Raw genomic sequence first — 18176 nt, 5'->3', positions numbered from 1 at the left:
TCAGAAAAATCAGGCCGTCGTGATCTTGTCGACCGGCTTCGCCATGTCGACGAGCACCCATCCTGGCCGGTATGGATTGGGCCGGCGACCCGTTTCGTGGAAACCATAGGCCAGATAGAGCGCGATGTTCCGCTCCATTTTGGCGTTGGTGTAGAGCCGCACCTCGGGCAGGCCCCACGCCAGCGTCTGGTCGTCCGCGTGTTTGAGCAGGGCAATGCCAAAGCCCTTGCCCTGAAATCCTGGCGCGACGGCGACTGAGAAGATCATCGCGTGGTCGTCATGACGCTCCAAAGTGAGCAGACCGGCAAGTTCGCCGTCACGCTCCAGAAGCCAGACCTCGTCACGCGCGATACGCGGTGCATAATCCTCAGTGACGGGGATCGGTGGCGCGCCGAACAGCGCGGAATAGGGCGCGTAGGCGGCTTCCGTCAGCGAGACGACAGTTTCGAGATCACCGGGAAGCGCTCTTCGGATTGTCATTCAAATGCTCTCCAAGCGCCGACTGGTTCGCCATCACTCCGCCGCTTCGCGCTTGCCTCCGGGGCGCCGCTCCAGCAGCTCCTTGAGGAACTGGCCGGTGTAGCTGCGCTTTTCGCGCACGATCGCTTCCGGCGTGCCGGACGCCACCAGTTCGCCGCCGCCGTCGCCGCCTTCGGGGCCGAGGTCGAGCACCCAGTCGGCGGTTTTTATCACCTCGAGATTGTGCTCGATGACCACCACCGTGTTGCCCTGGTCGACCAGTTCGTGCAGCACTTCCAGCAGCTTGGCGACATCGTGGAAATGCAGACCGGTGGTCGGCTCGTCCAGGATGTAGAGTGTCTTGCCGGTCGCCTTGCGCGACAGTTCCTTGGCGAGCTTGATGCGCTGCGCCTCGCCGCCCGACAGCGTCGTCGCCTGCTGGCCGATATGGATGTAGCCGAGGCCGACCTGCTTCAGCGTGTCGAGCTTGTCGCGCACGCCTGGCACGGCGGCGAAGAAATCGACGCCTTCCTCGACCGTCATGTCGAGCACGTCGGCGATCGACTTGCCCTTGAACAGAACGTCGAGCGTCTCGCGGTTGTAGCGCTTGCCGTGGCAGACGTCGCAGGTGACGTAGACGTCGGGCAAAAAGTGCATCTCGATCTTGATGACGCCGTCGCCCTGGCAGGCCTCGCAGCGGCCGCCCTTGACGTTGAAGGAGAAGCGGCCGGGTTGGTAGCCGCGCGCCTTGGCTTCCGGCAGCCCGGCGAACCAGTCGCGGATCGGCGTGAAGGCGCCGGTGTAGGTGGCGGGGTTGGAACGCGGTGTGCGCCCGATCGGCGACTGGTCGATGTCGATGACCTTGTCGAGGAATTCGAGGCCCTCGATGCGGTCGTGGTCGGCCGGATGCTCGCGCGAACCCATGATGCGGCGCGACGCCGCCTTGAACAGCGTCTCGATCAGGAAGGTCGACTTGCCGCCGCCTGATACGCCGGTGACGGCGGTGAAGGTGCCGAGCGGGATTTCGGCGGTGACGTTCTTCAGATTGTTGCCGCGCGCGCCGACGATCTTCAGCCGCCGGTTCTTCTTCGCCTCGCGCCGCACGGCGGGCGTCGCCACTTCGAGCGCGCCCGACAGATATTTGCCGGTGATCGAATTGGGATTGGCCATCACCTGCTGCGGCGTGCCCTGGGCGATGATCTCGCCGCCATGGATGCCGGCGGCAGGGCCCATGTCGACGACATAGTCGGCATGCAGGATGGCGTCCTCGTCATGCTCGACGACAATCACCGTGTTGCCGATGTCGCGCAGGTGCTTCAGCGTGTCGAGCAGGCGTGCGTTGTCGCGCTGGTGCAGGCCGATCGACGGCTCGTCGAGGACATAGAGCACGCCGGTGAGACCGGAGCCGATCTGCGAAGCCAGGCGAATGCGCTGGCTCTCGCCGCCCGACAGCGTGCCGGAATTGCGCGACAGCGTCAGGTAGTCGAGCCCGACATCGTTGAGGAAGCGCAGCCGCTCGCGGATCTCCTTCAAGACGCGCACGGCGATCTCGTTCTGCTTGTCGTTGAGCGAGGCTGGCAGGTCGGTGAACCACTTGTCGGCGTTGCGGATCGACTGTTCGGTGACTTCGCCGATGTGCTTGCCGGCGATCTTCACGGCCAGTGACTCGGGCTTGAGCCGATAGCCCTTGCAGACCGGGCAAGGCGTCGCCGACATGAAGCGCTCGATTTCCTCGCGCATCCAGGCGGATTCGGTTTCTTTCCAGCGGCGCTCGAGATTGGGGATGACGCCTTCAAAGGTCTTGGTGGTCTTGTAGGAGCGCAGGCCGTCATCATACTGGAAGGTGATTTCGCGCTCGCCGGTGCCGCGCAGGATGGCCTCCTGGGCTTCCGCGCTCAAATCCCTGAACTTGTCGCCGAGCTTGAAATTGTAGGCCTTGCCCAGCGCTTCAAGCGTCTGCGCGTAATAGGGCGAGGTCGATTTCGCCCACGGGCTGACGGCGCCGTCGCGCAGCGAGACGTTCTCGTCGGGCACGACGAGGTTGGGGTCGATGGCGCGCTGGCTGCCGAGACCGTCGCAGGTCGGGCAGGCGCCAAACGGATTGTTGAACGAGAACAGCCTGGGCTCGATCTCGGGAATGGTGAAGCCGGAGACCGGGCAGGCGAACTTTTCCGAAAACAGGATGCGCTCGTGCGTCTCGTTCTTGGACTTGTTGACCGAATCCTCGCCGGTCTGGCTGGCGTCGAGCGGCTTGTCGGCGAATTCGGCGACCGCCAGCCCATCGGCGAGCCTCAGTGCCGTCTCGATGGAATCGGCAAGCCGGGTGGCGAGATCGCCACGCACGACGATGCGGTCGACGACGACGTCGAGGTCATGCTTGTACTTCTTGTCCAGCGCCGGCACATCGGCGATTTCATAGAAGACGCCGTCGACCTTGACGCGCTGAAAGCCCTTCTTCTGCAGTTCCAGCAATTCCTTGCGGTACTCGCCTTTGCGGCCGCGCACCATCGGCGCCAGGATGAACAGGCGGGTGCCTTCCTCGACCGCCAGCACACGGTCGACCATCTGGGACACCGTCTGGCTTTCGATCGGCAGGCCGGTGGCCGGCGAATAGGGGATGCCGACGCGCGCGAAGAGAAGCCGCATGTAGTCGTAGATTTCGGTGACGGTACCGACGGTCGAACGCGGGTTCTTCGAGGTCGTCTTCTGCTCGATCGAAATGGCCGGCGACAGGCCGTCGATCTGGTCGACGTCCGGCTTCTGCATCATTTCGAGGAATTGCCGCGCATAGGCCGACAGGCTCTCGACATAGCGGCGCTGGCCTTCGGCGTAGATGGTGTCGAAGGCGAGCGACGATTTGCCGGACCCGGACAGGCCGGTCATGACGATCAGGCTGTCACGCGGCAAGTCGAGATCGACATTCTTCAAATTGTGTTCGCGCGCCCCGCGAATGGAAAGGTATTTATGGTCGGCCATTGCCGGTCGCCGCCTCAGAAGCTGGAATTTCCTGGAATGGCGGGTTTTCCCGGCCATCCCCTATGTAGGTAATTTTGCCGCCACGTCGAGAGACGCCACAATTCCCGACAAAGGCGTTTAACCGTCTTTCGCGTGAACGGGCAAGCGGAAAGAACAAAGGCCGAACACGCTCCTGACAAAGCTGTGCAAAAACTGACTTGTACGTAACCTCCCGGTGATCACGTTTTTCGGTAACCGGCTATTGATGGTTGACGTCCCCGACTCAGGGGCGCAGTGTCCAGAAGTCAACCGAAGCCGGCTGTCTTTCGATGGCCTCGCCGCCAGAGGCGGCCTGCGAGACGCCGCAGGCATCTGCGATTTGTGCTTCGGGACGACACGTCGCAACGGACAAGGGAGTGGAGCCATGACGCCACCGGATCGTCCCCTAGGGTTCCAGTTGTCACTGGAGCCGCGGCAGGCATAAGTGCCAGGGTTTAGCGTTTGCGCCACCCGGCAAACCGTGACCTGCCATATCCCACAAAAATCAGAGACTGCTAGTCGGATCGTCGGCTGAATGCCGCGGAGCATCCGAAATCAAACGCCGGCAGTACACTCCCGGCAAAAATTGGATTTGAGATCCAAAAAGGCCCCGACCGTTTGCGCAAAGCACGGCGGGGCCATTTTCATGCGCGGCTTGTTTTGTCGACCATGGCGCGGCGCACGACGCTGGACAGATCATGCAGTCAGTGGCGCGGCAGCCCGGTGGCGCCAGCGCCGACATCAACTGTGATGCTGCCGGAAATCCTGACATTCGTGTTGCCGATCTTGAACTGGCCGTTCCCATTGCTGGGGGATGCGTCGTCGGGTTCGGGCTGCGGAGCCGGCTTGGCGATGCGATAGTCGCTGGTCACGCCGGGCAGGGCGCCTTTCCGCGCTGCCGGCGAGCTGTCGTCGGCAATGGCGGTGCCGCTCATGGAGCCGGCAAGAGCGATCACGACCACGGCGATGACGCGATGCAATGTTCTGGACGGATGAGTGTCGGTCATCGCCCAGTTATAGGGGCGTGTCGACGAGGCGACCAGACCGGCGTCGTCAAATCTTCGACAGCCGGCGACGCGCTTCAGCCTCACGCGGCCTGTTTGCGCGTATCGAAAACATGGTCGACAAGACCCCAGGCCTGAGCCTCGCGGGCCGTCATGAAGTGGTCGCGGTCCAGCGTGCGCTCGACCTCTTCATGGGTGCGGCCGCAATGCTGCGCATAGAGTTCGGCCATATGCCGCTTTGTCTGGCCGATGCGCTCGGCATGGCGCTGGATGTCGGAGGCCTGACCCTGGAATCCACCCAGCGGCTGATGCAGCAGGATCGTGGCGTTCGGCAGCGAGATGCGACGCCCGGCCGTGCCCGCCATCAACAGAAACGAGGCCATCGACGCGGCAAAGCCCATGCACACTGTCGACACCGGGCAGCTGATGTATTGCATGGTGTCGTAGATGGCGAAACCGCTGGTCACCACGCCGCCAGGCGAGTTGATGTAGAGCGATATCTCCTTGTCGGGATTGTCCGATTCCAGCGACAGCATCTGCGCGCAGACCAACGCCGAGATGTCGTCGTTGATTTCACCGTTGATGAAGATGATGCGCTCGCGCAGCAGGCGCGAGAAAATGTCGAAGGCGCGTTCGCCGCGGCTCGACTGCTCGATCACCATCGGAACCAGATTGGCAAGGCCGCTCATTGTTTCGTCTCCGTCCGTTTCGTTGTTCAGGCCGCGCGCAGCAACAGCAAAGGCGTGTTCGCGGCGGCCGGCCGTCTTGGATTGCGCGACCCCAGCGAAAGGCTGCAGCCGGCGCCGGCCATGGCAACGGCGGGCATTGCCGTTCGGGCAAAACCGTCATGGACGATGCGCAGATGCGTGCCGCCGGAAACGGTGCGGGCGAGTGTGAAGGTGACAATGCTGTCGAGCGGGCTGTCGAGCCCAGCCTGCCGCGCGGCATCGCCTGGCTGCGGCCGCTCGCGCCAGGAATAGCGCAGCAACCGCTCGGGCTCGGCGTCGATGATCTCGCATTCGATCGCCGCGTCCGGCCCGGCGAAGGCAAAACGGCTGCCGGTCTCAGGGCTGATGTCGTTCGGCATCATCCAGGCAGCGAGCAACTCCGGCACGGTCAGTGCCCGCCACACCTTTTCCGGCGGCTCCGGCAGGTCGCACTCAAACTCGATCGCGTCGGGCGCAGTGTTGGTGTCCGCGTGGCTTTGGTCTGTCATTGATCCCATGCTCTTCATTGATCCATGTCCTTCAAAACCGCCTTCAGCCTTTCGATGCGCTCCGGCCAGAAGGTCCGGTAGCGTTCGATCCAGGAGAGCAAGGGGGCAAGCCCTTGCGGATCGGCGCGGTAGTAGGCGTTGCGGCCCGCTCTCCGCTCGACCACCAAGCCAGCGCTGCGCAACACCGCCAGATGCTGGGAGACGGCGGGTTGCGACACCGTCATGCCGTTGCGCAATTCCGAGACGCTCATTTCGCCAGCGGCAAGCTGCTCAAAGACGGCGCGGCGCGTCGGGTCGGCAAGGGCGCGGAAAATCTCTGCTTCGATCATGGCAAAAGCATAAGTCGATACTTATTGATTTGGCAAGCGCTGTTTTTACGAGCTGGTCGGAAGCCAGCGCCTCACCACCCCGGCAGGTCCATCAAACGTCGCCTCGAAGATTGGCGACGCAAGCACAGCGTGGATGTGAAGCGTTCCGGTGCCGACGTTCTTGAACCCGTGTTTCCTGTTCGCGGGAACAACGAGAGACTGGCCCGAAGTCAGGACGTTGTGCTCATCGTCGATCCACATCTCGGCCCTGCCGGCGATAACGGTCAGCACTTCCTCGACGGGATGCCAATGCGTTGGGGCACCTACCGTGGGCTCGACCCATTGCTCGAATATGCAAAGTTGCGATGCACCGTTGCTTGCCGACACATGCATACGCGTTCCCACACCTGCTCGCCATTGCTCGCGTGGCTGGTCCTCATGTGTGACGGAGTTCATTGATTGCCCCCGACCCATTCCCGATTTCATGGAAATTTCGGACCGGAACACTACATCTTGCTGACAAACATTGACAGAACGCCACGGGCGTCATAGAACAAAAAGGGAACAAAAACCTTGTGGGAAAAGCCAGCCATAGCAGGCGGCGATGGTCTGCAGCCTGTAAGGTGCTGCGACAAAAATTTGTTTCGGATGAGCGCGGAGAAATATCATGGCGGGTAGCGTCAACAAGGTCATTCTGGTCGGCAACCTCGGTGCAGATCCGGAAATCCGTCGCCTGAACTCGGGCGAGCCGGTCGTCAACATCCGCATTGCGACGTCGGAAAGCTGGCGCGACAAGAATTCCGGCGAGCGCAAGGAAAAGACCGAGTGGCACAACGTCGTCATCTTCAACGATCAGCTTGCCAAGGTGGCCGAGCAGTATCTGAAGAAGGGCATGAAGGTCTATGTCGAGGGCCAGTTGCAGACGCGCAAATGGCAGGACCAGACCGGCAACGACAAGTACACGACGGAAGTCGTGCTGCAGAAATTCCGGGGCGAGCTGCAGATGCTCGACGCACGCGGCCAGGGTGAGGGCGGTCAGGTTGGCGGCTATGCCGGTGGTGGCAGCAGCCGTGGTTCCGATTTCGGGCAGTCCAGTCCGAGCGAAAGCTTCAATCGTGGCGGCGGCGCCAAGAGCGGCGGTGGCGGTGGTTCGTCGCGCGAACTGGACGACGAAATCCCGTTCTGAGGACAATCAGCCACGGGAGAGGCGGCAATGTCGCTGCAACCGCTGCTTGCCGCCCCTTCTCCGGTTCCCTGGCATGCCTTTGCGGCTTTCGCCGCACTGGCGATAGGGGCCACGCAGCTGGCGCTGCCGAAGGGAACGCCGCGCCATCGCATTGCGGGCTATGTCTGGGCCGCGCTGATGCTGGTCATCGCCGTCTCGAGTTTCTGGATTCATCAGATCCGCCTCGTCGGTCCTTTCAGTCCGATCCATCTCCTGTCGATCCTGGTGCTGGTCGCCGTACCGCTGGCGGTGTGGCACGCGCACAATCATCGCGTCGCCAAGCATCGCAAGTCGATGATTGCGCTGTATGTCTTTGCGCTGGTCGGGGCCGGCATCTTCACGCTGTTGCCGGGCAGGGTCATGCACGATGTCGTCTTTGGCGTCGCGCGAGCCGGACCATGATCCTATTTAATCCTTGAGGCGGATGACCCCAAGTGGAAGGAATATCAGGTGAAAGCACGTGTAAAGTGGGTGGAGGAGCGCACCTTCGTCGGCGAATCCGGCAGCGGCCACAAAGTAGTGCTGGGAACCGCGCTCGGACCGGAAGGCAAGACGCCAGGACCTAGTCCGATGGAACTGGTGCTGATCGGCACCGGYGGCTGTTCGGCCTACGATGTCGTGCATATCCTCGAAAAGGGGCGCGAGGCGATCGAGGATTGCGTGGTCGAGCTCGACGCCGACCGGGCCGAAACCGAGCCCAGGGTGTTTACCCGCATCCACATGCATTTCGTCGTCAAGGGCCGGTCGCTCTCCAGCGACAAGGTCAAACGGGCGATCGATCTTTCGATCGAAAAATACTGCTCAGCCTCCGCGATGCTGGCCAAGACCGCCACGATCACCCACGATTTCGAAGTCATCGATACAACGGCGAAGTAGGGTCGGCTTCGGCGGCTCGTCGCGAGCTATCCCGCCATCAGCGCCTTGATGCCGTCGGCGACGAACTGCACGGCAAGTGCCGCCAGGATGACGCCGAGCAACCGGGTCAGGATCGAACGCCCGGTCTGGCCGAGGATGCGGTCGATGCGTTCGGACAGCACGAACACCAGATAGGTGATGGCAAGGCAGACGAAGATGATGCCGACCAGCGCCGCCTGCGCGGCGAAGCCCTGGAATGAACTGGACAAAAGCACCGTCGCCGAAATGGCGCCGGGGCCGGCGATCAGCGGGATCGCCAGCGGGAAGGCGGCGATGTTGTGGATCATGTCCTTGGTGATGGCGACGTCGCCGATCTTCTCCTTGCGGTCCTGCCGCCGCTCGAACACCATTTCGAAAGCGATGAAGAACAACAGGAAGCCACCGGCGACGCGGAAGGCCGGCAGCGTGATGCCGAACACCGACAGGATCGAGGCGCCGGCAACCGCAAACAGCGCCATCACCAGAAAACCGATGATCGAGGCGCGGACGGAAACCTGCTGGCGCTCCTCGCGGTTCATGCCGCGTGTCACGGCGAGAAACAGCGGCGCCAGGCCAGGCGGATCGATGGTCACGAGAATGGTGACGAAGGCGTTGAACAGGCTGTCGAAGCTCGGCATCTTTGACCCCTCCCGCCGGGCCGTGCCCGCACCATGACATTGGTAGAGCAAAGCCCGGTCGGTGGGAACCGTCAGAGGGACGAAACCGAAGACTTCGACCCTCCTTTCATGTTGACGCAATTCCGGACAGGAAGTCGTTTCACATTTATTCTGGAGTTGTTTTAGCCGGCAGCGCCACAATAGGCCTCGATGCGATAACCGTCCGGATCGACGACGAAGGCGGCATAGTAGTTTTCGCCATAGTCGGCGCGCAGGCCCGGTGCGCCATTGTCGCTGCCGCCTTCGCTCAAGCCGCCGGCATGGAAGGCGTCGACGCTGCTCCGCGTCGGTGCCGCAAAGCAGAAATGAAGGCCGGATTTTGCGTCCGATGGCACCGGTCGCGCGGCCTCGTTGACCCATAGCACGACGCCTTGCGCGCCATAACCCAACGAGCCCGGCGACTGGCTGAGGCAGCTATAGCCGAGAGGTTTCAGCGCAGCATCGTAGAAGCGCTTGGAAGCGGAGGCGTCGCGAACGCCGATCGAGATATGATCGAATATATTTTTCTCCATTGTTACAATGGCTTGTAGCGTCAGCTTGTTGCCGTTCGGCGCGCCAGGAATTCGGCTTCCAGCCGCCATGTCGCGCCATTGTCATGTGAGCGCTCGCCGAGCCATCGGAAGGAATTCTCGGTGATGCGCGAAAAGCTCCAGCGCACCGAGGAGCCGGCGCCATCGGCGCCCACTTGCACGATCGTGTCGCCTTCGGCACGGCCGAGCTGCCGGCTGTAATACTGGTTGCGTGGGTCGCTCCAGAAGATGTGCCAGGCGTCGGTGGCGGGGTCGTAGACGCGCAATGTCGTGCCATAGAACGTCCATTTGCCGAGCGAAGGCGAGGGGCCGGCGTCCCGCGCGGGCAGGATCCACACGTCCTGGATTGCCCGGCCTTCCAGCACCCAGCCGAAATGCACTTCGCCACTCCCGGTCAGCACCGTGCCGTCCTCGAGATGGCGGGAGGCGTCAAAAGTCCAGGCGCCGACGAAACGGCCATAGAGGTTCAGTTTTTCAGCAAGTCCGTCGATTGGTCCGGCACTGTGCAAGGCTTCGGCAAAGGAGGATTGGTCGTACATGGCTCCGGTCTCTTCTTGTCAGGAGACCGGGAGGAGTAGGCCGCGATGGGGTTCTGGGCTTGGGAAAAATTGCTATATTTCGGTCATGACAGCGACCACGCGTACTCTCGCATTAGGGGCCGGCTGGCACGTGGCGGATGTGATCTGCACGGCCAGCGCCGGTGAGCGGCCGTTCGAGGAAGCCCATCGGGATTTCTGCGTCGCCGCGGTCTCCAGCGGCACGTTCCGCTATCGCGCGCAACAAGGCACAGCGATGCTGGCGCCCGGCGCGCTCCTGCTCGGCAATCCCGGCACATGCTACGAATGCGGGCATGAACATGGCAGCGGCGACCGTTGCCTCTCGTTCCATTTCGGGCCTGCCTATATGGAACGGATCGTGGCAGGTGTGCCGGGCGCGAAGAAGTTGGCTTTCACGGCGCCACGCCTGCCGCCGTTGCCGGCCCTGGCATCCTTACTCGCCGAAGCGGAAACCGCTCGCGAGATGGCCGACATCGACGCCTTCGAGGAACTCGGGCTGCGCATTGCGGGTGCCGCGGTGGCAGCAGTCGCTGGCACGACGCCTGTCAGGCGCGCGCTAAGCCGCCGCGATCAGAAGCGGGTTGCCGAAGCGGTGCGGCGGATCGAACTCGATGCCGACAGGCCGGTCTCGCTTTCAGCGCTTGCCGACGAGACCGCGACCAGCCCCTATCATTTCCTGCGCATCTTCCGGCAGGTCGCGGGCATGACGCCCTACCAGTTCCTGCTTAAGACCCGGCTGCATCGCACGGCGGTGCGGCTGCGCCTGTCCGACGATGCGGTTTCGGTGATCGCCTTCGACGCAGGCTTCAACGATTTGTCGACGTTCAATCGCCGGTTTCGACGCGTCATGGGCGAGACGCCGGGCCAGTATCGCATGCGCCGGGCGAGCGGCGTTGTGCCGCCTTCATCCGTCGCTGCGGCCTTGTGGCGTCAGTCGGACGTCGGTCCGCACCAGCCCGGCAGGTAGTCGGCGTCCTTGGCCTTGGCCAGGTTCAGGGCCTCCTTCATCGCCTTGTCGAAATTCTTCGCCACCGCATCCCGGTCGATGCGCCGGCGCAAAAAGTCGGCCCACAGGAATTCGCTGAACGGAGTAGTGTCCTTGGCGAAACCACCTTGCCGGCGCAGTTCACCGGCCATGCTCCTGTAGGGGTCGTCGACGAGTTCGGCCATGGTCTTGGGAATGGCGTCGTAGCCCCGGCGCCTGCCGTTCTCGTCGAACGGATGCATCCAGCCGCGATTGTCGAGCACGAAGAGGAAGGCGTCCTTGTCTAGGTCCGACAGGTCGCTGATCACCGTAACCAGAACATCCCCGATGCCTTCCTCGAGCAGGGCACGGGCGAGATGGTGGTGATCGGTGACATAGTTGCGCTTCTTCGGCCCCAGCACGACGGGGACCATATGGGTGCCGAGAAAAGTGCCGGTCTTCCTGGCGCTCTGTAAGCGGAGCATCTGGCGCTTCAAGGCGACTTCCCGCATGCCGACGGTGATCTGCGTCGGCCGTAGATCTCTGACTGCGACCGGGGTCAACAAGGGTTCCCGCGTGGTGGTCATTTGGCTTTGTCCTGTTGTTGCGGCTGCTGGTCCGGAGCGAGCGTCCTGATGGCGCCATCGACACTGCGAAAAATCCGCTGCGGGCCGATCAGGTCGGCGATGCCAAATCGTGCCAGCGCCGCCTGGGCGCGCAGCGATTCCATCCGCGCGATGGCAAAGATCGCGCCCGCATTGCGGCAATGGGTGATGGTGTCGATCAGGGCTTGCGCGGCAGTGTAGTCGATCTCGACGATGTTGCTGGCCTCCAGCACGACCAGCTTCACGCTCCCACCCCTGGCATCGACAAGATCGACAAAGCCGCGCTTGAAGCCGTCGGCATTGACAAAGGACAGCGGCGCCTGGAATGCCGCGACGAGCACGCCGGGAAGCTGTTCGCCGGCAACTGGTTCGCTGGGCGGCCACCACACCGAAGTCCCCGGCACCTGTTCCAGTTCGATCAGTTGCGTGCGCGTTGCGGTCCAGATTCCATGCAGGAGTGACAGGCCGATGCCGATCGCAACGCCGGTCTCGATGGGTAGCACGACGATGGCTGCCATGGTGATGAGGATCAATGCGAATTCGACCGGCGCCTGCCGGTAGACATTGGCGAACACCTTCCAGCGCAGAATGTGCTGGGCGACGAATAGCAGAACACCGGCAAGGGCGGCCTGTGGAACATCGGCGAGCAGGCCGCCACCGAAAGCACCCAGCGCCAGCACGATGGCCGCGGCAATGATACCCGCGACCTGTGAGCGGCCACCCGACTGGGAGACGATTGCCGTGCGCGGCGGGCTGGCATTGACCGCAAAGGCGCCGAACAGGCCCGATGCGATGCTGCCGGCACCGACGCCGATGAAATCGCGATTGACGTCGGGAGCGTCACCCTGTTGCGGCGCGAAGGAGCGGGAGGTGGCCGCTGTCTGCACCATGACGACGATGGCGATCAGCAATGCCAGCGGGACCAGCGCCTGCACATCGCCAAGGCTGGCAAGCGGCAGGCTGGCCCGTGGCAGGCCATTGGGCAAGGCGCCGAGCACCTCGACGCCGCGATCCTCGAGGCCGAAGACGGCAACCGCAGAGGTGGCGAGCACCATGCCGATCAATGCGCCGGGGATGCGGGCGCTGATGCGTTCGGCGCAGAATACGGTTCCGAAGACGCCGAGGCCGAGTCCGAGGCTCCAGGGATTGGTGAGATGCAGGCTGCCGGCGATCTCACCGATGCGCCGCAAGGTTTGACCGTTCTCGGCGGGCAGGCCGAGCAGTCCGGGCAATTGCGAAAAGATGATATGGACGGCGATGCCGGCCAGAAAACCCGTCGTGACCGGCACCGACAGGAGGTCGGCGACCCAACCAAGGCGAAAGACACCGCTCAGAATCACGATCAGCCCGACCATCAGCGCCAGCATGGAAGCCAGCGCCAGATAGTGCGGCGACCCGGCTGCGGCGAGCACGGCGAGACTGCCGGCAAAGAGAGGCGTGATGGTCGAATCCGCACCGGCCGACAGGTGCCGGTTGGCACCGAACAGGGCGAACGCCACCGAACCGGCAACAAAAGCGAAGAAGCCGACCTCGGGAGCAAAGCCGCCGAGGCGGGCGGTCGCCATCTGTTCGGGAATGGCGATCGCGGCCAGTGTGAGGCCCGCGACCAGATCGCCGTTCAGATCCCTCGGCGTCCAACCACTCAGGGCTCGCAACGGCAGCCAAGAGGTCCAATTCATCGCGCTCGTGGCTTTCGCTGGGGGAAAACGGTCCATCGCAGGCTTTTGCCTTGGTGGCGGCGAAACCGCCTTGGCCATATCGTCGCAATCAGTGGTATCCTTTTGAAATTACCACTAAAATTGACACTGGAAAAGTGTCGCAGATATTGGAGTTTCGGGCTTGCTTCCTATATAAGCAGCGAGTGATTCCTGATTAGATTGTGATCCGATTTGACCGACCAAAAGACACCGCGCGGCGCCGACGGCGGCCCCACCGGCATCGAGCCGATCTCCATCGTCGAGGAGATGCAGCGCTCCTATCTCGATTACGCAATGAGCGTGATCGTCAGCCGTGCGCTGCCGGACGTGCGCGACGGCCTGAAGCCGGTGCATCGCCGCATTCTCTTCGCCTCGCATGAGAGCGGTTACCACTGGAACCGCAAATATGTGAAGTCGGCGCGCCCGGTCGCCGACGTGATGGGTAAATACCATCCGCATGGCGACGCCTCGATCTACGACGCTTTGGTGCGTATGGCGCAGGACTGGTCGCTGCGCGTGCCGCTTATCGACGGACAGGGCAATTTCGGCTCCATCGACGGCGATCCGCCGGCGGCGATGCGCTATACCGAATCGCGGCTGACCAAGGTCGCGCATGAGCTGCTGGAGGATATCGACAAGGACACCGTCGATTTCCAGGACACCTATGATGCGTCCGGCAGCGAGCCCAAGGTTCTGCCGGCACGGTTCCCCAATCTGCTGGTCAACGGCTCCGGCGGCATTGCCGTCGGCATGGCGACCAACATCCCGCCGCACAATCTCAGCGAAGTCTGCAACGGCGCCATCGCCATCATCGACAATCCGGCGATCGACCTGCCGGCACTGATGGAGATCATCCCGGGGCCGGATTTCCCGACCGGCGGCATCGTGCTTGGCCGTTCCGGCATCTACAGCGCCTATTCAACCGGCCGCGGCTCCATTGTCATGCGCGGCAAGGTCAACATCGAACAACGCGGCAACGACCGCGAGTCGATCATCATCACCGAGGTTCCCTACCAGGTGAACAAGTCGTCGATGATCGAGAAGATGGCCGAACTGGTGCGCGACAAGCGCATCGAGGGCATTTCCGACATCCGCGACGAGAGTGACCGCCAGGGCTACCGCGTCGTCATCGAACTGAAGCGCGACGCCGTCGCCGACGTCATCCTCAACCAGCTTTACCGCTTCACGCCGCTGCAGACCTCCTTCGGCGCCAATATGGTTGCGCTCAACGGCGGCAAGCCGGAACTGCTGACGTTGACCGACATGCTGAGGGCGTTCGTCGCCTTCCGCGAGGAAGTGATCACCCGGCGTACGAAATTCCTGCTGCGCAAGGCGCGCGACCGCGCCCATGTCCTGGTCGGTCTCGCCATCGCCGTCGCCAACATCGACGAAGTGATCAAGCTCATCCGCACCGCACCGGATCCGCAGACGGCGCGTGAGCAGTTGATGGAGCGGCGGTGGCCGTCTGGCGACGTCGAATCGCTGATCCTGTTGATCGACGACCCGCGTCATCGCATCAACGAGGACGGCACCTACAATCTGTCCGAGGAGCAGGCGCGCGCCATCCTCGAACTGCGTCTGCAGCGCCTGACCGCGCTCGGCCGCGACGAGATCGCCGACGAGTTGAACACGATCGGCGCCGAAATCATTGATTATCTGGACATTTTGTCTTCCCGTGCTCGGGTTCAGCAGATCGTCAAGGATGAGCTTGCCGCCGTTCGAGACGAGTTTGGCACGCCACGCCGCACCGAGCTCACCGATGGTGGCGCGGACATGGAAGACGAGGACCTGATCCAGCGCGAGGATATGGTCGTTACGGTGAGCCATTCCGGCTACATCAAGCGCGTGCCGCTGTCGCTCTACCGGGCGCAGCGCCGCGGCGGCAAGGGCCGCTCCGGCATGTCGACCAAGGAAGAGGATTTCGTCACCCGGCTGTTCGTTGCCAACACGCACACGCCGGTACTGTTCTTCTCCTCGCGCGGCATCGTCTACAAGGAGAAGGTCTGGCGGCTGCCGATCGGCAACCCGCAATCGCGCGGCAAGGCGCTGATCAACATGCTGCCGCTGGAGCAGGGCGAGCGCATCACCACCATCATGCCGCTGCCCGAGGACGAGACCAGCTGGGGCGAGCTCGATGTGATGTTCGCCACCACGCGTGGCACCGTGCGACGCAACAAACTTTCCGACTTCGTCCAGGTCAACCGCAACGGCAAGATTGCCATGAAGTTGGAGGAGGAGGGCGACGAGATCCTTGGCGTAGAGACCTGCACCGACAATGACGATGTGCTGCTCACCGCCAGCTCCGGCCAGTGCATCCGCTTTTCGGTCGGCGACGTGYGCGTGTTCCAGAGCCGCAATTCGGTCGGCGTGCGCGGCATAACCATGGCCGAGACCGACCGCATCATCTCGATGTCGGTGATCGAGAATGTCGATGCGCCGCCGGCCGAACGCGCCGCCTATCTCAAGCGGGCAGCGGCCGAACGGCGCCTTGCCGCTGGCATCGCGGCTGGCGAAGAGGAAGAGATCGCGCTGACCAATGAAGAGGTCGGCGAGGAGACTGAGCTTTCCGACGAGCGCTACGAGTTCCTCAAGCAACACGAGCAGTACGTGCTGACGGTGACCGAATATGGTTACGGCAAGCGCTCGTCGTCCTATGATTTCCGGCTGACCGGACGCGGCGGCAAGGGCATTCGTGCCACCGACGTTTCGAAGGTAGCCGAGATCGGCAGGCTGGTGGCGACCTTCCCGGTCGGCAATGACGACCAGATCATGCTGGTGTCGGACGGCGGTACCGTCATTCGGGTGCCGGTGAACGGCATCCGTTTCGCCAGCCGCGCCACCAAGGGCGTGACCATCTTCAACACTGCTGAAGGTGAAAAGGTGGTTTCGGTCGAGCGGATATCCGAACCGCAGGCGGACGAGGAAATCGAAGAAAGCGCCGGCTCTGAGATTGATCCGACGGCGGACGCCGGCCCGGACAGCGCTGAATAAGTCCAGCGCCAGGTTTTGACATAGCAACGCCGGCCCATTGGCCGGCGTGGTGGCACGTTCAGGCGAAACTTAGTAGTGTCGATATGGCTTGCGGGGGCCAAAACCTTCGAAGCGCTTAGTGTTGGCCTTGATGCGGATGCGCTGAGCCTCCTGATGCAAGCCGAAAACGGTGGCGATCAGCATGGCGACGGTCATTGCGGTGGCGAGCATGTAGATCAGCATGTGTGTGTTCTCCTGCGCCTAACAACGAAGATATGGGATTTTGGTTTCATCTTATTAAGGTGCAACCTGGTGAACGCTGCGTGAAGGCTTCGTGATCAGCATGTTCATCTGTCGTTCACGTGGCGGAAAAGGTTCACGACCGGCTCGCCAATCGGATTTGCCTTTGCGAGAGAGGCTCGTTAGAAGCACCAGCCATGACTGAACGCATCGCCCTCTATGCCGGCTCCTTCGACCCGTTGACCAACGGCCATCTCGACGTGCTGAAAGCGTCGCTGGCGGTGGCCGACGTCGTCTATGCGGCCATCGGCATCCACCCGGGCAAGCAGCCGCTGTTTTCCTTCGAGGAAYGGGTGGCGCTGATCGAGAGTGCGACGAAGACTTTATTTGGCCGCGACGGTGCGCGCATCAAGGTTGTGGCCTTCGACGGGCTGGTCATCGACGCGGCCAGGAAGCAGGGCGCCTCGATCATGATCCGAGGCCTGCGCGACGGCACCGACCTCGACTACGAGATGCAGATGGCCGGCATGAACGAGACCATGGCGCCTGAACTGCAGACGGTTTTTCTGCCCGCCAGCCCGTCCGTGCGCACCATTACCGCCACACTTGTCCGCCAGATTGCCTCGATGGGAGGCGACATCCGCCCCTTCGTGCCGGCGGCGGTTGCCGGTGCGCTCACCGCCAAATTCGCGAAATAAGATCCCGGAGATTGATATGCAGCTGAAAAAGCTTGCCTCGTTCCTCATTGTGCTTGCCGGTCTTGTGACTTCGTCTGTCTCGGCCTTCGCCGCCGACCCGGAAAACACCATGATCATCACGCTGAAGGACGGCGACGTCACCATCGCGCTTCGGCCCGATCTGGCACCCAAGAACGTCGCGCAGATCAAGAAGCTGGTGCGCCAGGGCGCCTATGACAACGTCGCCTTCCACCGCGTCATCGACGGCTTCATGGCGCAGACCGGCGACGTCAAGTTCGGTAACATGAAGAAGGGTTTTAGCGCCGAGGCCGTCGGCACCGGCGGTTCCGATCAACCCGACCTGCCTGCCGAATTCTCGCAGACCGAACACTACAAGCGCGGCGTGGTCGGCATGGCCCGCTCGCAGGACCCCAACTCCGCCAATTCGCAGTTCTTCATCATGTTCGCGCCGGCGCCGCCCCTCGATGGCCAATACACCATCGTCGGCACCGTCGTCAGCGGCATGGAACTGGTGGACCACATCAAGAAGGGCGACGAAGCGGACAATGGCACGGTCACCGACCCTGACCGGATGCTCAAGGTGCGCATCGCCGCAGACAAGTAAAGTTGTCGAATAACTCTGTTTTCTGAAAAGGATATCTGACATGGCCGAGATCAAGGACCGCGAAAACGCGCTCATCATGGAGACGACCAAGGGCAACGTCGTCATCGAACTTTTCCCCGACCTGGCGCCCGGCCATGTCGCCCGTATCAAGGAACTGGCACGCGAAGGCGCCTATGACGGCGTGGTCTTCCACCGCGTCATCGACGGCTTCATGGCGCAGACCGGCGACGTCAAGTTCGGCAATTCCAGCAAGCCCTCCTTTGCTCCGTCGCGTGCGGGCATGGGCGGCTCCGACAAGCCCGACCTCAAGGCTGAATTCTCCAACGCCAACCATGGGCGCGGCACCTGTTCGATGGCCCGTTCGCAAAACCCGAACTCGGCCAATTCGCAGTTCTTCATCTGCTTCGACGATGCCGCCTTCCTCAACCGCCAGTACACGGTCTGGGGCCAGGTCATCGAAGGCATGGACAATGTCGACAAGATCAAGCGCGGCGAGCCGGTGCCGGATCCTGACAAGATCGTGTCGCTGAAGGT

The 18176-nt window shown here is 62.6% G+C and carries 21 protein-coding genes; 8 read left to right on the top strand and 13 right to left on the bottom strand.

Annotated features, from left to right (window positions below; genetic code table 11):
• Nucleotides 1-9: 9 nt before the first annotated feature.
• From AC1D0I_RS11505 to AC1D0I_RS11475, 7 genes are all read right to left on the bottom strand, one after another.
• Nucleotides 10-480, bottom strand: a complete 471-nt coding sequence (locus tag AC1D0I_RS11505) for a GNAT family N-acetyltransferase (RefSeq protein WP_477395168.1) — start codon at nucleotides 478-480, stop codon at nucleotides 10-12.
• A gap of 33 nt (nucleotides 481-513) precedes the next feature.
• The gene (gene uvrA / locus AC1D0I_RS11500) at nucleotides 514-3435 is read right to left on the bottom strand and encodes an excinuclease ABC subunit UvrA (RefSeq protein ID WP_477395166.1); all 2922 of its coding nucleotides are present in this window, start codon (nucleotides 3433-3435) and stop codon (nucleotides 514-516) included.
• Between the two features lie 722 nt (nucleotides 3436-4157).
• A complete protein-coding gene (locus tag AC1D0I_RS11495) occupies nucleotides 4158-4544 on the bottom strand; it encodes a hypothetical protein (protein ID WP_477395164.1) in 387 nt (128 codons plus the stop codon).
• Complete coding sequence (locus AC1D0I_RS11490) at nucleotides 4541-5146, bottom strand: ATP-dependent Clp protease proteolytic subunit (protein WP_477395162.1); 606 nt, start codon at nucleotides 5144-5146, stop codon at nucleotides 4541-4543. Before AC1D0I_RS11490 ends, AC1D0I_RS11495 begins: the two co-directional genes overlap by 4 nt.
• Before the next feature lie 26 nt (nucleotides 5147-5172).
• Nucleotides 5173-5673: an SRPBCC family protein gene (locus tag AC1D0I_RS11485; protein WP_477395160.1), complete on the bottom strand. Its 501-nt coding sequence runs from the start codon at nucleotides 5671-5673 to the stop codon at nucleotides 5173-5175.
• A 14-nt stretch (nucleotides 5674-5687) separates the two neighbouring features.
• Entirely contained in the window at nucleotides 5688-6002 is a 315-nt protein-coding gene (locus AC1D0I_RS11480; protein ID WP_457154746.1) for an ArsR/SmtB family transcription factor, read from the bottom strand.
• 45 nt (nucleotides 6003-6047) lie between these two features.
• A complete protein-coding gene (locus tag AC1D0I_RS11475; protein WP_477395158.1) occupies nucleotides 6048-6437 on the bottom strand; it encodes a cupin domain-containing protein in 390 nt (129 codons plus the stop codon).
• A 211-nt stretch (nucleotides 6438-6648) separates the two neighbouring features.
• Here AC1D0I_RS11475 and AC1D0I_RS11470 point away from each other — a divergent pair, with 211 nt between their 5' ends.
• The 3 genes from AC1D0I_RS11470 to AC1D0I_RS11460 are packed head-to-tail and all read left to right on the top strand — an operon-like array spanning nucleotide 6649 to nucleotide 8082.
• Nucleotides 6649-7167, top strand: coding sequence for a single-stranded DNA-binding protein (locus AC1D0I_RS11470; RefSeq protein ID WP_095085060.1), 519 nt, complete (start codon nucleotides 6649-6651; stop codon nucleotides 7165-7167).
• Nucleotides 7168-7194: 27 nt separating this feature from the next.
• Nucleotides 7195-7608 (top strand): DUF2306 domain-containing protein, encoded by a 414-nt coding sequence (locus AC1D0I_RS11465; protein ID WP_477395156.1) that lies wholly within the window; start codon nucleotides 7195-7197, stop codon nucleotides 7606-7608.
• 48 nt (nucleotides 7609-7656) lie between these two features.
• Nucleotides 7657-8082: an OsmC family protein gene (locus AC1D0I_RS11460; RefSeq protein WP_457152553.1), complete on the top strand. Its 426-nt coding sequence runs from the start codon at nucleotides 7657-7659 to the stop codon at nucleotides 8080-8082.
• A gap of 26 nt (nucleotides 8083-8108) precedes the next feature.
• On the opposite strand, the gene AC1D0I_RS11455 is transcribed toward AC1D0I_RS11460, so the two are convergent.
• The 3 genes from AC1D0I_RS11455 to AC1D0I_RS11445 all read right to left on the bottom strand — a co-directional run bounded on the left by AC1D0I_RS11455 (nucleotide 8109) and on the right by AC1D0I_RS11445 (nucleotide 9846).
• On the bottom strand, nucleotides 8109-8738 hold the full coding sequence (locus AC1D0I_RS11455) for a MarC family protein (RefSeq protein ID WP_023736559.1): 630 nt from the start codon (nucleotides 8736-8738) through the stop codon (nucleotides 8109-8111).
• A 161-nt stretch (nucleotides 8739-8899) separates the two neighbouring features.
• Nucleotides 8900-9277, bottom strand: coding sequence for a VOC family protein (locus AC1D0I_RS11450; RefSeq protein WP_477395269.1), 378 nt, complete (start codon nucleotides 9275-9277; stop codon nucleotides 8900-8902).
• 32 nt (nucleotides 9278-9309) lie between these two features.
• A complete protein-coding gene (locus AC1D0I_RS11445; protein WP_477395154.1) occupies nucleotides 9310-9846 on the bottom strand; it encodes a hypothetical protein in 537 nt (178 codons plus the stop codon).
• An 85-nt stretch (nucleotides 9847-9931) separates the two neighbouring features.
• Here AC1D0I_RS11445 and AC1D0I_RS11440 point away from each other — a divergent pair, with 85 nt between their 5' ends.
• Nucleotides 9932-10831 carry a helix-turn-helix transcriptional regulator gene (locus AC1D0I_RS11440; RefSeq protein ID WP_477395152.1) on the top strand — a complete coding sequence of 300 codons (900 nt, stop codon included), beginning with the start codon at nucleotides 9932-9934 and terminating at the stop codon, nucleotides 10829-10831.
• On the opposite strand, the gene AC1D0I_RS11435 is transcribed toward AC1D0I_RS11440, so the two are convergent.
• On the bottom strand, nucleotides 10795-11415 hold the full coding sequence (locus AC1D0I_RS11435; protein ID WP_477395151.1) for a ParB-like protein: 621 nt from the start codon (nucleotides 11413-11415) through the stop codon (nucleotides 10795-10797). The genes AC1D0I_RS11440 and AC1D0I_RS11435 overlap by 37 nt on opposite strands.
• On the bottom strand, nucleotides 11412-13112 hold the full coding sequence (locus AC1D0I_RS11430; protein WP_477395149.1) for a SulP family inorganic anion transporter: 1701 nt from the start codon (nucleotides 13110-13112) through the stop codon (nucleotides 11412-11414). The genes AC1D0I_RS11435 and AC1D0I_RS11430 overlap by 4 nt, the downstream gene beginning before the upstream one ends.
• A gap of 210 nt (nucleotides 13113-13322) precedes the next feature.
• Here AC1D0I_RS11430 and gyrA point away from each other — a divergent pair, with 210 nt between their 5' ends.
• On the top strand, nucleotides 13323-16121 hold the full coding sequence (gyrA, locus tag AC1D0I_RS11425) for a DNA gyrase subunit A (protein WP_477395147.1): 2799 nt from the start codon (nucleotides 13323-13325) through the stop codon (nucleotides 16119-16121).
• A 69-nt stretch (nucleotides 16122-16190) separates the two neighbouring features.
• On the opposite strand, the gene AC1D0I_RS11420 is transcribed toward gyrA, so the two are convergent.
• The gene (locus AC1D0I_RS11420; protein WP_095085054.1) at nucleotides 16191-16343 is read right to left on the bottom strand and encodes a hypothetical protein; all 153 of its coding nucleotides are present in this window, start codon (nucleotides 16341-16343) and stop codon (nucleotides 16191-16193) included.
• A gap of 194 nt (nucleotides 16344-16537) precedes the next feature.
• Between AC1D0I_RS11420 and coaD the strand changes: the two genes are divergently transcribed.
• The 3 genes from coaD to AC1D0I_RS11405 form a co-directional block, all read left to right on the top strand.
• Nucleotides 16538-17038 carry a pantetheine-phosphate adenylyltransferase gene (gene coaD, locus AC1D0I_RS11415; RefSeq protein WP_477395145.1) on the top strand — a complete coding sequence of 167 codons (501 nt, stop codon included), beginning with the start codon at nucleotides 16538-16540 and terminating at the stop codon, nucleotides 17036-17038.
• 16 nt (nucleotides 17039-17054) lie between these two features.
• Entirely contained in the window at nucleotides 17055-17642 is a 588-nt protein-coding gene (locus AC1D0I_RS11410) for a peptidylprolyl isomerase (protein ID WP_095085052.1), read from the top strand.
• 40 nt (nucleotides 17643-17682) lie between these two features.
• Nucleotides 17683-18176, top strand: a 494-nt coding sequence (locus AC1D0I_RS11405; RefSeq protein WP_477395144.1) for a peptidylprolyl isomerase, incomplete at its 3' end; no start/stop codon positions are given.

It is taken from the genome of Mesorhizobium sp. P2_D1, from assembly GCF_056404455.1.
The sequence above is the reverse complement of the archived record's forward strand: the minus strand, read 5'-3'. Positions and strand labels throughout refer to the sequence as shown.